The 14,545-nt window shown below is 40.5% G+C and carries 12 protein-coding genes and 1 pseudogene; 2 read left to right on the top strand and 11 right to left on the bottom strand.

The window, feature by feature from the left end; all coding sequences use genetic code 11:
* Positions 1-579: 579 nt before the first annotated feature.
* Positions 580-1,857, top strand: a complete 1,278-nt coding sequence (locus tag QUE23_RS01380) for a glycosyltransferase family 4 protein (protein WP_286348918.1) — start codon at positions 580-582, stop codon at positions 1,855-1,857.
* 136 nt (positions 1,858-1,993) lie between these two features.
* On the opposite strand, the pseudogene QUE23_RS01375 reads toward QUE23_RS01380, so the two are convergent.
* Positions 1,994-3,035 (bottom strand): annotated as a pseudogene (locus QUE23_RS01375) (RNA-guided endonuclease InsQ/TnpB family protein).
* An 805-nt stretch (positions 3,036-3,840) separates the two neighbouring features.
* Between QUE23_RS01375 and QUE23_RS01370 the strand changes: the two are divergent.
* Positions 3,841-4,182: a hypothetical protein gene (locus tag QUE23_RS01370; RefSeq protein ID WP_286348917.1), complete on the top strand. Its 342-nt coding sequence runs from the start codon at positions 3,841-3,843 to the stop codon at positions 4,180-4,182.
* Positions 4,183-4,930: 748 nt separating this feature from the next.
* On the opposite strand, the gene QUE23_RS01365 is transcribed toward QUE23_RS01370, so the two are convergent.
* From QUE23_RS01365 to QUE23_RS01325, 10 genes are all read right to left on the bottom strand, one after another.
* Complete coding sequence (locus QUE23_RS01365) at positions 4,931-5,119, bottom strand: abortive infection protein (RefSeq protein ID WP_286348916.1); 189 nt, start codon at positions 5,117-5,119, stop codon at positions 4,931-4,933.
* 8 nt (positions 5,120-5,127) lie between these two features.
* On the bottom strand, positions 5,128-7,719 hold the full coding sequence (locus QUE23_RS01360; protein WP_286348915.1) for a hypothetical protein: 2,592 nt from the start codon (positions 7,717-7,719) through the stop codon (positions 5,128-5,130).
* Between the two features lie 1,189 nt (positions 7,720-8,908).
* Entirely contained in the window at positions 8,909-9,058 is a 150-nt protein-coding gene (locus QUE23_RS01355; protein ID WP_286348914.1) for a ribbon-helix-helix domain-containing protein, read from the bottom strand.
* Positions 9,043-9,171, bottom strand: coding sequence for a hypothetical protein (locus QUE23_RS01350; protein WP_286348913.1), 129 nt, complete (start codon positions 9,169-9,171; stop codon positions 9,043-9,045). Before QUE23_RS01350 ends, QUE23_RS01355 begins: the two co-directional genes overlap by 16 nt.
* Positions 9,164-9,736 carry a P-loop NTPase family protein gene (locus tag QUE23_RS01345; protein WP_286348912.1) on the bottom strand — a complete coding sequence of 191 codons (573 nt, stop codon included), beginning with the start codon at positions 9,734-9,736 and terminating at the stop codon, positions 9,164-9,166. The genes QUE23_RS01350 and QUE23_RS01345 overlap by 8 nt, the downstream gene beginning before the upstream one ends.
* 294 nt (positions 9,737-10,030) lie before the next feature.
* On the bottom strand, positions 10,031-10,420 hold the full coding sequence (locus QUE23_RS09915; RefSeq protein ID WP_353622234.1) for a tetratricopeptide repeat protein: 390 nt from the start codon (positions 10,418-10,420) through the stop codon (positions 10,031-10,033).
* Positions 10,351-10,767: an SEL1-like repeat protein gene (locus tag QUE23_RS01340; RefSeq protein WP_286348911.1), complete on the bottom strand. Its 417-nt coding sequence runs from the start codon at positions 10,765-10,767 to the stop codon at positions 10,351-10,353. Before QUE23_RS01340 ends, QUE23_RS09915 begins: the two co-directional genes overlap by 70 nt.
* Positions 10,768-10,782: 15 nt before the next feature.
* Positions 10,783-11,448, bottom strand: a complete 666-nt coding sequence (locus QUE23_RS01335; RefSeq protein WP_286348910.1) for a tetratricopeptide repeat protein — start codon at positions 11,446-11,448, stop codon at positions 10,783-10,785.
* Between the two features lie 529 nt (positions 11,449-11,977).
* Entirely contained in the window at positions 11,978-12,886 is a 909-nt protein-coding gene (locus QUE23_RS01330) for a PDC sensor domain-containing protein (protein ID WP_286348909.1), read from the bottom strand.
* Positions 12,887-12,903: 17 nt separating this feature from the next.
* Positions 12,904-13,545, bottom strand: a complete 642-nt coding sequence (locus QUE23_RS01325) for a hypothetical protein (RefSeq protein WP_286348908.1) — start codon at positions 13,543-13,545, stop codon at positions 12,904-12,906.
* Positions 13,546-14,545 lie beyond the last annotated feature (1,000 nt).

The following is a 14,545-nucleotide window of genomic DNA, read 5'->3' as shown; positions in this document are numbered from 1 at the left end:
TCACAAGTGCATACAAAAACTCTATGTTCAGCCCTAGCAAGGGCTAAGCTTAAATTATGATCAGCAACTGCTAATCCTAATTGCAAGGGATAATATTGATTAGTGCAAAAAAGAATGCGCATAGGAGCCTCAAGAAAGATTTTAAAAATAGATTTTAAAAATTAAAATCGAAGCGTGAAGTATAACATGATACGAAAGAAAACAAAACCATTAGTTGACGGACCTCGGTAATGTGGAACTTTTTAATTTTCGGTTACGGAAAACATGTTAGACTTAGAAGACGATTTAGGAATTTTCTAGTGTTGCGTATGGAATTTTAAAAGTTTTAGGTAATTTAAGTGAATATTTGAGTAACGAATAAAGATTTAAAGAGTGAATGGAGGGTGTTGGGGTGAAAGTGGGTTGCTGTTCGGGTGTTTTGCAGTTTTTAAGGATGCGTAGGTTTCTTTGGGTATATAGGTATATGGGTCGCCGTTTGAGTGACCGCTCGACTAACAAAGGGAGGATACCTCAAAGTAGGATGATTGGGAGGTTGTACTTTGGAGGTGGTGGCAGTTTTTATGGAAATCGGGTGGGCTTATGAAACGCGTAGTAATCGGTGTGACTTCGTTGTTAGATAATCTCAGTGGTATTGGTGTCTATACTTTGACCTTAGTACAAGCACTAGAAAGGCATTTTAAAGATAGAGATGATGTGGAATTGAAACTTTTTGTGCGATATAGACTTTTTGATAGTCTTGAGGACTTCCAAAATCGCAACATTGTCAATTTTTCAGATGTTATACCACCACGGGTTGAGTCGTTGTCCTCGCCACCAAGTAGGTCTTTCTTTGAACGCTTTAGGTCTCTCACGCCTAGAAAGTTTATTACGTATACAAAACATCGCTTGTTAGGGATATTAAGGTTTTTTTATTCACCTCTAGTCAAAATACTCTTACCAGAAAAATTTTATTATTTCCTGCAATACCGTTTTCTTATGGACATAGCACATAAGAGAGCTTGTAAAAATTTCTCATGGGAAGTGCCCGATCTTTACATCGAGCCAGGTGGTGCTTGTATTCCCATGGAAGCCAAGAAGCTGTTAGGATGCATCCATGACATGCCGTTGTGTGATGAAGCGACATGGTGCATGACAGAAGAGGAACGATCCGTGTGGCAACATTACCATCTTCAAAAAATCTCCCATTGTGATCAAGCTATTTGTTTTACGGAAACTGTCAAAAAAGACATTTTAAAAACATTTGGATGGTCTGAAACTAAAGTGCATGTGATATACCATGGCATGAGAGCTTATAGACAGACTTCAGAAGATCTACCACCAAATTTAGGGGAGTTCATTTTAGTGGTAGGCAAGGCACGGCGCAAAAACATCCGACGCTTGATTCAGGCCTTTGAATTGTTGCCTACAATTTTGCAACGGCGTTTTAAAATTGTAATTACAGGACTATACAATAGTCGCATAGACAGAAAAGAAGATGCCGTTATTAGTTCTAAAAATTTTGTAGTTAATCTAGGCTATGTTTCTGACTCTTTGCTCTCTACCCTTTATGCCCATGCTAGATTGTTGTGGTGGGGCTCTCTCGCTGAGGGTTTTGGTTTACCTATGTTAGAAGCGATGCACGCGGGTTGTGTGGTGCTTTCTAGTGATGTGTCTTGCATGCCAGAAATTCTAGGCGATGCAGGGATTTATTGCAACCCCTATAACGCGCAAGATATAGCCAAACAACTAGAAAAAGCCTTGATGGATGAAGCGTTAAGAACTGAATGCATTGCCAAAGGCTTTGAAAGAGTGAAACGCTTTGATTTTGAAGAAAGTATGCGCAAGCATATTGAGATCGTGGAAAAGATGTTGGATTGATTTTTCGCGGTGTCACTGTCATCAACTGGGTACTATTTTCTCCCCCCTCAAAATAAAAGGAACAACCTAGTGGAGTCCATCAAGGGTTTGACACAGCAACATGAACCACCCCTCCCTAAAGGGAGGAGCTTCCTAACTAACAGAAACCAGCGTTTCTTAAGCTCGAAAGGCTTTGTATTTTAGAGTCTGCAAGGCTAGTTCCTAACCCAAAGCGACAGCTTCTTTAGTAAAAGACTTTAACCCCGCTCTTAAGATATTCTTGGCGGCATTGATGTCTCTATGCTCTGTGTATCCACATACAAGGCAGCAATACTCTCGATGACTTAGCTTAAGTTGGTGGTTGATATTTCCGCAATGATGACAAGTTTTACTCGTGTATTGCGGAGGGACTTTCACAAAAGGTTTGCCATTGTGCTGTTGTTTGTATTCTAAGAATTTAGTGATTTGGTAGAATGAGGCATTGAGGATAGACCTATTCAAGCCACCCTTTTGTTTCACATTTTTGAGTTTAGCTCGCTTTGTCATATTCTTGACTTGCAAGTCCTCAACGACTGCCAATTCAAACTTGTCAGAAAGTCCGCTTGTGATTTTGTGATACCTATCCTCTTTTTTGAGATTTGGATTTAGTAAAAATGGCATTCAAAGAATTTTGGCATTTGTAAAAATTCCTTCCTAGTTTTGTTTTGGTCTGTTTGGACTTTAAACCCTACGGCTCTGTTTTCTTTGTAGTCTTTAAAGGCTAAATCGTATTTGGCTAAGTTAAATGTCTTAGAGTATGTGGGGATGAGAGTCCCATCACTTAAAGCAATGTCATGGATATTCAAATCTAAACCTATGGCTTTGTCTTGTTGGTTTAAAGTCTTTAAAGGTGTGATGTCCTTATGGTATTCCACACCAAAGCTCACAAAATAGCGTCCATTCAAACAAGAAAAAGTGATTTGTTTAATGGTGCAATCTTTGGGCAAATCCCTAGACTAGCGCACCTTAAAGTCTTGGCGCATGAGTCTTAAAATCTTAAAGCGTGTGTTTTTGTCCTTGATAGAGTAGCCTTGGTTATTCCAATTAAAACTTTGTTTGGCAATCTTGGAGTTTTCAAACCTAGAAAAGTCTCTATCTTTGAGAGTTAAAGCACTTTTGAGGAGTGAACGGAGCTGTCTAACGAGTTTTATAATGCAGATTTTTGTAAATTAACTCACCTCATAAGTTATACATCCGCTTAAATGCATTTAAGCGTTAACAGATTAAGCCTTTAATGCAATGTTCTTAGTGTATATTCACCTAGATTGTGCGAAAAACTCAGTCTTTTAGGCGGAGATGTAGTACTTAGCTAATTTAGCCATGTACAAACCACCATGTTCACCATGTTTGCCGTTCACCATGTTTGCCGTTTGATGCAGTGGATGATTTGTGACATTAAACACAAAGCCCTCCTGTTAGTGTCCACTGTAATACTTTGGCTAGGACCCACAAGGGAGATATATTTAATTTGAGCTTAGATATATCTAAGACCCTATTATAATCTCTATAAATTATGATATTTGGGGATTCTAGGGATTTTATAATTTAGTACCAACTGTCGTAATGCGTCTGTATAGATTGACACATTAGAGAAGTTAAGTTGATATTTTTTACTAGCTATGGCCTCTAGGACAACATCGCTATAACCAAAATCAAAATGTGTAGGATCGTTATAGGCATTGAGATTACTTACCATAGGCATTGTCCTTAAATCATGGAGTTCGACATTAGGGTAATTCAAAAGCCGCAAACTAACAGCTTGTGGGGTTTGTAAGAACATCTCTTCTAAGGAATCTTTAAAGGGTGTATTCTTAGCCTTGTAGACATAGTAATACAAGACACTATGGGGCACATAGTAAAAAATCTGCCTAAACTTATAACAAGGACAATGGTTAAGCCCTAGTGCCTTAGATAAGAAAATCAAATACCATCTCAAGCAAAGGAGGTTTAAGTTTTTCCAGTGTTGTGGCGCAACAAAGCCGTATCAACGCCCAAAAAGCCTTGAGCAGAAAGAAGTTCCCCAGCGTTGCCACTACTTTCAGCCTTTTCATAGTATTTTGTAAAATTGAAGAAGGAGTGACTATGCTAGTTGAAATTTCTGATTTGCTTGCTCAAAGGTTGCAAGCTGCCCTGGGTGCTAAGAATTTGCAAGAAGCTTTGGAGGAGTTTGTGTACCAGTGTGAGCACACCCCTAACCAAGAAACAATTGAGGCAATGTTAGAACTAGAAAGGGACCAAGGGTGTACTTTTAGTTCTTTTGAGGAGTTTAAGCAATACCTAGAGGAAACACATGTCTTTGCCCATTAAAACTTCCAGGCAATTTTACAAGGATCTTAAAATGTGGGGTTGGATACAAGGCTTCTAGAGGCAATTTTGATCTTGGCCAAATCTTAATCTATCGTTATCACGGAGATGTCTTAGAGTTAGTCCGTCTGGGAAGTCATAGTGATTTGTTTGGTGGTTGATATAAATTACCTCTCCGTTTGGTTCTCACCAACGACTTTTTAGTTAGGTGAAATGAAGGCTTTTTCTCATTATGGGCAAGACACAAGCCAAAAGGCGTGTTAGATCGTGTGTGTTCATGTGGACTACCACTTCGCTACGCTTCGTGGGGCTAACCACGCCATCACGCGAGCGACTTTATGGGGTTGGTTTGGCAGGCGTGGTTAGCGTGTGGGTGTTATATAAAGCTCTGTTAAGTAACATATTAAATTAATTTATAAAATTATTTAATTAAATTAATATTAAATATTAATAAATTATTAAATTATTATAATTAAATAAAACAATAAAAATACTAAATTAAAATTGTTTCAATTATTGCCATAAAGTCCAACAAAATAGGCATTTTGTGTTTGTTTTTCAAGGTATTTATTGAAGTTTTTCTGTGCGTTAATTTTATGAATTTGCTCCCTAAAAATATGCAAAATTAGATTAGATTTTGATTAAAATTTTGCCAAAATTTGAGCGATAATTTCAAAATTATATAAAATTATTTGCATAATTTTTGCAAATAATTTAATTAAAAATTGACATTAAAAATACATATAGAAACCTATTTATGATAACCCCCATCCCCCTTTTGCTCTTGCTCTTGATCTTGGATTGCTTTTACTTGCGCCAAGATTCTAGGCAAATCTTCTTTGAGACTAGCAAGGTCATTTAATACATTGCTTGCTTTAATTTCTAATGCCTGAGCCACTTCTGGGCTAGTCTTGCCTATTTCAGCAATCTTTGCATACACAATACCCTCTAGTATCTCCAAAGCCCCAAATCGCTTTGTTCGCTCTCTAACTTCGCCTTTGTCGCCTCTAGCTCTGCCTTTGTGGTCTCAAAATCTTTCTGTGTGGTCTGTAGCGTGGTTTTCGTGGTCTGTAGCACTACCTTTGCACTCTTTAAGTCATTTTTAAGCTCTGTATTCTCAATCCCTTTCTGTTTAAGGGCTTCTTTATTTGCTTGGGCTTCTCGCAACTCTTGCCTAGTGTTTTCTTGTTCTTTTTCTAAGGCACTCACTTTACCTTGCAAACGCTCTTTATCTCTTTCTAGACTGTCTATCTGCCTTTTAGCCTGATTGAGTTCTGCCCCATACTCTGCACTGCCCTTAAACTCTGTGGCAAGCTTGCTAATCCCATTTTTGACACTTTCCACAGCTCCTAAGATAATAGTGCAGGCTTGATTGTTGATGGCTTGCACTGCTTGGCTGTGTTTTGTAAGAGTGTCTGCTAACTTCTCCTTAATATCTCGCTCTCGCCTGTTAAACTCTCTGTAATGTATTCCGCCTTGCTTGACATACTCGTAAGGTACGGGGTCTTTAACCCCCTTGCCAAAAAGTTTTTTCACATTGTTAAAAGCTTTAAACTTACCCGCCTTCAACTCTTCACCCAACACCACGCACACGCTCGCCTGTTGGATCATCTCTTCTTGGCATTGTTTGTGGATTTCTGTGATCTTTTCACCACTGGCTTGGATGTGTGCCACTACACCTGTGGTAACGGGGGCTACATACTTTCTAATAAGATTAACGGCTTCTTTTTCAAAAGTCTTGATGTGTGCTTGACTCTTGGCTTCTGCTTTGGCTGTCTTTAACTCATCTTTAAGGGCTTGGGTTTCTTGTTCTAGGTTAGCATTGGTGTTCTCTAAGCTTTCAATATAGCTGGGGGCATACTTAAGCCAAATATCTAAAATACGCTCATCTAATTGTGCTTGGGTCAATTTCTCATCATCTAAGGCACTCAACTCTCTAAAAGCTTCTTTAGGACAGCCTTTACCCATAAGTTCTTGTCTCTCTGCTAAACGCCTTGCTCTGATCTGTGCTTTTGTGAGATACACGGGCTTGAGCTTTAGATTCTCTTGTTGGAGTTGTTGGTTCGTGGTTTTGAGTGTGGCAAGCTCGGGTTTCACCTTATCAAGCTCTTGGGTGTATTGAGTAATCTGTCCCTCTAAACCATTAATGTTTTCATCTTTTTGGGTGTTCTCGTTCTTAAGGGCATCTATCTCTTTTTGTTTTTCTTGTAAGGTTTTAGTGTGTTCTGTGTCTTTGGTTTCTAAAGCCTTAGCATGGTTTTGCTCTTTCATCACAAGCTCTTGTGCGTGTTCTTGTTTGAGCTCTTGCACGGCATTAGGGCTTAGATAGTCCTTGTATTTGGCTTCAGCAATGCTTATCTTGTTTGCCACCTGCTCGGGGCTTAAGTGGTCCTTGTATTGCCCTTGCAAGGCTTCATAGCGTTCTCTCGCTTCTTGTTCTATCTGTGTAATGCGCTCCTTTAGATCAGCAATACTCAAGCCATCATCTTTCAAGGCTCGCAAAGCTTTGTAATCTTCTTGTGTGAAGAGCTTTAAATCACCAAGCCCTTGATTAATGGCAATCATTTGCTTTCTCACAATTTCAAGCAAGGGTTTAGCTTCTTTGAGTGTGAGCTTCTTGTTCTGTTTGTCTTGTGGAGCAACAAGACTTGCTAGGTCTATGAGTGTGGTTTCTAGCTCTATTCTATGAGCTTGGAGCTCTTGGTTCTCTTGTGTTAGTGTTTGCTTCTCTTGGGCTAAAGTGGTGTTGTCTTGTTGCAATGTGGTGTTGGCTTGCTCTAGTTCAGTCTTTTCTTGTTTAAGTGTGTTTAACTCTGCTTGGGTGTTCTTGACACTAGCTTGTAAGTCTTTGATTTGTTCTTGGTAGGTTGAAACTTCTTTAGTAAGTGAGTTGTTGCCATTTTGTAGTGTTGCATTGTTGTTCTCTAACTCAATCCGCTTGGCTTTTTCTTGCTCCATGAGCTGTGCGTAGGCTCTAGGCTCAATGCGTTTAGCTCCACTGATGCGTTTTTTTACACCCCTTTGCATGTTTAAGATATCAGCCACTTCTTGTTGTATTTGTCCTAACACCGCATTTGTAATCAACGCTTTTCTAAACATGCTCTTGCCTGTATTCTCATCAAGTGTTACAAACTCTAAGTGGGCGTGGTGATTGATCTGTGTGTTGCCAGATTCATCTATATGCCCTTCATCTCTATGGATGGCAATTTGGTAGCATTGAAAATGGTATTTAGTTTTAAAATTGTCGGCTAGGGTTTCTAGCTCTTGCATGGTGGTTGTGTCTTTGAGATTCACGACAGCACTCCACAAATAACGACTCGCCTTTGCTTTAAAAGGTTGGTTACAATACTGCTTGTAATTAATTTTAGCTTGCTCTATAAGGCTATCTCTTAAAGCCCTTGCTTCCTTGGCATCTCTATTACATTCTATCCCTAATCCTCCACTTTTTAGCACATAACTAGGTTTAACTGAGCGGTCGTTGTGTTTTTCTTGGATACTCAACTTCGTGGGCTTGAAGTTGATGGATGCAATAAAACCCATTAATGAAGCTTGTTTGTGGAGTGTGCTTGTGATAAATCGGTAAGCCAAGCTGACGCTTGGCATCTATATTGCTCTTGGGGGCAAGCCCCCAAACCCCCAAGAGAAGGCTTTAAAGTGAGAATTAGATTTTTGGTCTTGAAACATCTGCAGACTGTAGGGTAATCATGTCTTTGAGGAGAGAGTAAAAAAACGACCAAATAGAGCAATCATGTCTTTGAAAAGCAAGATGAAGTAAAGTAATAAATCAAACTTAGTATTTTAAGCGCTTTTAAGGGGTCATAGAGCGCAAGGTTATGTGTTGGGAGTTCCCCCAACAATGGTTTTGGGGTTGGAAGCGGTTGTGAGGGCTTATAGAAACAACTACCTTTTGTTAAAAAAGACACTAGAAAACTTGTTCAGTGATTGTCCTTCACTTGGATATACTGTTGCTAGAATTATGGAAGTGTGTAATCCTTCAAAGAAAGGTCGAGAAAAAGTCAGTTGAAAACTCAGAAATAACGGGCATAAGGGAGAGAGCGAAAGCGGAGATTGACATTTTTAAAACAGTGTTAATCACGACATTGACTGCCATCTTCAGTATTTTTGGGTTCATTGTGATCCATTACAGCAAAATGGATTTGTTTCAATGGAGTGCATCTCTCATAGGATTTGGTACTTTGCTAAGGATTGTGTTCTTTTGCATTAAGAACACAATTGCTGACCTTAACAAGATTGAAAGGGGTGTGCAATGATGTCGTTTATGTCTTTTCTTCTTGCCCTATTTGGATTGTTTTGTATGGTCTACCCCATTTATTGGCTCGATAAAGAAATTGAAAAAGATCGCCAACGGAGTAAACAAGATAAAAATGCTGTTAGATAGCTGTTGTAGCATGCAATAAAATGTTTTTACGGTTGAGAAACTAGGAGTTGTTGGGGTACGGGTTACAAGACTTCGCTATCTTTTTTGGGGTTGTTCCAAAGAAGTTAGGTTGTGCTTTTGCTACATCTAAATGGCCCCTACTTTGTTAATGAAAACACGGTATGACAAGGTTGGTACTCTTTGGTGCTCCGTAGAAGGCACCGTGTCCATTTTTTATGGGTCGCCGCTCTCTCAAAATCTAAGATATGCCAAATATGCCAAAAAGACAGAAGTTTTAAGAAGAAAAGTTGTCAAAGCTCATCTACACACAAGCAATACCCTAGCTTATTACTACCCCCTCACCAAATTCTTTAACACATAGCGTTTGACAAAGAAGCCCACACTATCAGCCTCCTTGTCAGCTAGAGCTTTTAGGGTGTTGTATTCCTCTTGGGATAAGTAAAAGGTAACGATGTGGTTTTGTTTTAAATGAGCGGGCAAAGGTTTTCTACCTGGTTTGGCTTTGTCTTTAGCACTGAAAGTGTTTGCTTGGGGTTGTGGGTGTTTTTCAAAGCATCTTGGATAGATTTGGGGGTGTTTTTGTTTTCATTCATTGTTTACTCCTTTTGTTAAAGTGTCTAAAAGGCGTTGGTATTCTGTCATGAAAGTCTTGTATTGGATTCCAGAGAGTGGGGTTTGCAAAGACAACTCTTTAAAGCTCAATCCCTTACGCATAGAGTTTTCTATAATCTTAGAGTGTTTAAAAAAGAAAAAGTTTAAATCTGTGAAGTTAGATTGTAAGGTAGAACTTGTTTGTTCTTGCTCTTCTAGGCTTTGATAATCGGTGACGAGCACCATTAAGGGCACTTTTAAAACTTGTAACTCTTGGATGGTTTCAATGGTCTTTAGTAGGGAGTTGTAAAGGGGAGTGCAGGGGATGAGGATGGCTTGACTGGCTTTAGCAATCTCTAAAACCCCACTTTGGATAAAGCCTCCAAAGTCATAGACACAATTGTTGATTAAAGAAAGGCGGGTGCTGATTTTAGCTTTATCAGGGTAAATGCTCTCAATGATGGAAGAGTCGTTGCTTTGCAAGAACAAATCTAAATCTTTAGCAATGGAGAAACTAAAGGCGGTCTTACCCACCCCACCTTTTTTGTTGATAATGGAGAAAATCATGAGAACCTTTGTTTTTGGTTTTTGGTTGGTTTTTGGTGCTGTGGGTTGATGGGCATAGACACACTGCTGACATTGCTGACATCACTGACTAGATTAGTGTAGAATGCGAAATCTTGAATTAGCATGATATTCAATTAGTGTAAGATTTAATCCATTAAAAAATGTTTAAAATTTTGATTAATCAAATGAATAATGTTTGTGATTGGGTTAAATATGGATAAGTAATGTTTTGAAATCATTAATTTATAGTCATTGATCGCCTCTGTATAGTCTTGTGCCACCCCTTGCCCGTCTTTATACATGTTGCCAAGCTCTGCATAGCCACAAGAACTTTTTATAAATGGTGCCCAACATATAGTCTGCCACTCCGCTTATCATATTGCTACCACCACTTATTGTCTCTAAATATTGCACAGCCTGGACATAGTCCTTTTTAACCCACAAGCCATTAGCATACATGTTTCCTATGTTCAAGTATACCGCTAGTGAAAGTCTGCCATCTTTATCTTTTTTACTCTTTTGGTAATACTTCATTGCCTTCGCGTAGTCCTTCTTGACTCCCCACCCATTTTGATACATGGCCCCTAATTCCAAAAACCCTAAGGCATTCCCCTTCAGCGTAGCTTTTTCAAAGTATTTAAATGCTCTGTGGTGGTCTTTGGCAACCCCAATCCATCTACACATATAATCCCTAATTGCACCATCGCGTCACCATCCCCCTTGTCTGCGCTTTTCTGGTAGGCTTCTAGGGCTTTTTTGTATTGTTTGGTTTCTTGGTACAAATTTCCTAAATCCATATAGGCGGTGTTCATTCCTGCTTGCGTAGCCGCTTTAAAACACGCGATTGCATCTTCTGCGCTCGTTCCAACGCGGCTTAACCCCGCAGATACGGCATTGCGCATTATTCCATAAGCCACATAACCCACACCGGGCACTTCAGTAGCACACACGCGTGGATCAAATTGTTCTGCTCCTAAAACACCTACCCCCACCCCCAATGCGCAGAGCACAACTTTTATTCTTGTTTTCATATTTTCTACCTTTGTTTATTTGATTAAAGCGGCGCAAGCTTGTTCAGAGCCTAAGTCGCAGGCTTTTTTGACATATTCTGCGACTTGGTTTTTATCCACCAACACGCCCGCCCCGTTGTGATACATGATTCCTAAATCATAATAAGTCATCGCATTTTTCCTTTTGATGCCATTTTCAAAATACTCTTTGACTTTGTTATAGTCTTTAGCTACACCTAATCCAGCGAAATACATTTCTCTAAAATAAGCATAAGCATCACTAGATCCATCAGCAGCAGCCTTTTCGTAGTACTCTTTAGCTTTGACAAAGTCTCTAGATGCACCCTTGCTAGTGGCATACATGGCACCCATAAAGCGGAGGGCTGCGGGCCATCCCTTTTCAGCCGCTTTGTTAATGTACTCGTAGGCTTTCTTATCATCTTTAGGTACACCTTGGCCATTTTTATACATCGCGCCCGCGTCAAAATAACCATGCGCGCTCCCCTTATCCGCTGCCTTTTGGTAGTACTTCATCGCTTTAGTGTAGTCTTTAAAAACACCTTGCCCGTACAAATACAACGAGCCTATATCAGCAAGGGCATCGGCACTCCCACTCTCCACAGCATCTTGGAAATATTCCATCGCTTTTTGATAATCGCTTCCTGAATATCGTTGTCCTGAAAGCTCTCCATTGAGGGTCATGATGCCTAAATACCGGTAGACCTCTGCACTGCCCTTTGCAGCAGCTTCCGTGAATGATTATTCGGCATCTTCTAAATGCAGAGGATCGCGTTCGTTTTTATCTTGAATAAGGCCTTGTTGGAAAAGGCTCTCTGGTGAATTGTGCTTGGCCTCTTGTTCTTCTTTGGTTTTTTTTATCTGCTCCTTTTTTTGAGTTTCTGCAGCTTATTGCCTTTGGCGTATCTCTTGCGTTATTTTTTATAGGTTGTCTTGGGGCGTTTCTGAGTTTAATGCCTGTGTCAGCGCTTCACCGCACCCACCAAGCAAAGAAGCCAACAAGCACCCACTAAGGACAAACGGACATGATTTTAAGAGTTTCATAAGAGCCCCTCTAAACAAAGGGCTAAAGAAGCGAAAGAAGAAGAGGTGAAAGAATTAGAGAGTGTTACCCCCCCCGCACAGGGCGCACAAGGTTGGAGACATAGTTGTCCTTTCTACAAAAAATAAAAGGTGCATTCTAACACATTATGGTAAAAACAAGCTGAAGGGTTTAATTCTTGCCCCCCGACTCGTTAGCCGCCCCGTAGGCGAATTTGACATAAATGGCTAGGCTGACAAGCAGGGCTGAAACCGCACCGGCCAAATACACGGCGTAAATGATTTTATTGGGTGCGCTGATGCTGAATTTAAAGACCAACATCAACGCCTCAATGGCTAAGGCGATGATGATCGAGCCTAAGAAGCGGATCATCGTGCGGTGGATGGCATGGTGGCTATCCCCGCTGTTCTTGCCCAGCACTTCCTCTTCAAAAATCGCCTTGACTAGATCCACGGTGGCTAAGGCCAAAGTCAACAACACAATGGGGTGGAACACCTCTTTAACATCAAAACTGCTAAAGTGGGTTAAAGCGCGGTATAAGCTGGATAAACTTTTAACGAATAGCAATAAAGATACAAGGGCAAGCGTGATGGAAATACCAAAATACATCACCACACTGCCCTCAGCAAAGGCACTGTAATGCTTAGAGGACGAGCTTAAAGCCACAGCAACCCTTAAAGGGATGTGCATACACACCACATAAAACAACTCTTCTTGGTCGTTGTAAATGGGGTAGGCGGCTGTAACCACAAGCCCCCGATTGCTGCGGGTGGGGTAGGGGTTGGTGAGGATGCAGCGGCGCTCAGCGATGGCCTCATAAAAGTAGCTCCGCTCCAAAGAATTTTGCGCAAAAGAGTTTTTGACATTGCCCTCCCCATCGATCAAGTTGCCATTGACATCTAGGATAAAAATGTCCTCTTTAATGCGGACCTCTTGTTTGATGCGCTCCATTGCCAGCTGTATATATTTTAGAGTCGGTTCTTTCAGGTAGTTTTTAATGTTTTGGGTCAGCAGATAGGACACATAGGCGTAAAGCTCGCTCTTGACTTTGGCGTATTCGGTCACATCTTTAGATAGCACGGCACTCTCCTAGGATTTTATGGGTTTAGGATAAAGGTTTGCCCCCCCCTTAAATCGTTTTGCAACGCCTGCATGCTCTTTTTAAAGATTTTATTTAGGGCTAAATTCAGGGCGTGGTTGTAATTGGCATTGGGCCCGCTGCGCTCATTGGGGTCGCTATCTAGCGGGTTGGCGCGCAAAATCGGTTGTTGTATCTGCACGCTGACATGGCTTAGGCACTTGGGGCTGTCTTTAGCACATAGACGCAAACTAAGATCCGCCCTAGCCTCTAGCATTTGCAATACTCTAGATGGGTCTAGCGAGTTGTTGTGGCTTGCTTTGAGCATCTTGGCGATCTCTTTTAGGTCTTTGGGGGTGTTTTTGAAATCTAGGCTGATTTGGGCTTGTAAGTTGGTGTTATAGCCCTGCGGGCTTAGAGGGTAGCCTAAGTGCTGTAATAGCCCTAAAGTCGCTTTCTGCAGGGCTTTAGCAAATTGGGCTTGATCGTATCTAGGCACAAACTCAGCGTTGAAAACCACATCGGGGGGGTTTAAGAATAGGGGCTTTAAGGCGGGGTTGAGCTTGCTTGGGGTGAGCGGATAGCTTAAATTCAGGCTAAAGGGCGAGAACACATTGTTACACCCTAAAAATAACCCCGCTAAAAACAACCAACGCCACATACAAACCCCTTTAAAAAATGGGAACATTATAACACTAGAAGGGTTAATTTAGGGTGGGCTTTGGCTTTCTTAATGTTATGATACAGCTGAGTTGAGCATCTAAGAGAGAGGCGGACATGTGGCACGCTTGCCAAGAATAGAATGCGCCCCCACGCCTCGCATGTGGTTTGCTCTAAAGACAAAGGCAACCCTTCTAGGACGTTGCTGTGGTGTGCGAGTGCAACCTACAGGTTTGCTAAAAGTTGCTCTTGTTGCAGAGAGGATAAACTGTTTAATTTCAGTGCTCTTAGAATCTTATAACACATGTGTTGCCCCAAATACAACACCTTTTGGCTTTGTTTTAAATGGGTTTGGGATTGATGGACTCATAGATCAAAGGCTCAATGGAAAATATTTTAATGTGAGTTGGATGCCATCCGCACTAAATGGCTCACTCGCCTTAAAATCTCGTGTAAAATTTCTATATAAATAACTCTGTACTTGAATCAAACCCACATAGTTTTGGGTTTTTAGGGCGTGCTTATTGACGAATCGTAAAAATCGATGGTTGTTAGAATTTTCTTTGCTTGATTGCTGAGGACCATTTGGAGAGTGCTTATTAATCTGCTTAAGCAAATCCAAAAGATCATCGGTGATTTTCTCTAGTGTGTTTTTATCTTTTGGGTCAGAATACCCTTTGCAATCCCAATCAACTCCTTTCACTTCAAGAGAGCATGTAGAACGCTTAGACTTACCCCATCTTGAGCTCCCACCTTGCCACTTATCATCGCATTCTCATATGTTTTCCATCACAACACCCTTTCTTAAGAATAATGTCAAGAATTAATGCAGAGTGAGTCCCCAGATCCAAACAAATTACTGATGAAAGAAACCACCCAAATGTTCAATTTCTCAAAAATATATAATCTGCATAGCCTATCTTTTCAACCATTTTATAGCCATAAGAGCGCAGAATATCGCTCACTTCACTATATTTCTCAACAAAAATTTCTATTTGTAT

It is taken from the genome of Helicobacter felistomachi (genome assembly GCF_030296895.1).
Classification (GTDB): domain Bacteria; phylum Campylobacterota; class Campylobacteria; order Campylobacterales; family Helicobacteraceae; genus Helicobacter; species Helicobacter felistomachi.
Note: the sequence above shows the minus strand (reverse complement) of the source record. Positions and strands in the feature narration are given on the sequence as shown.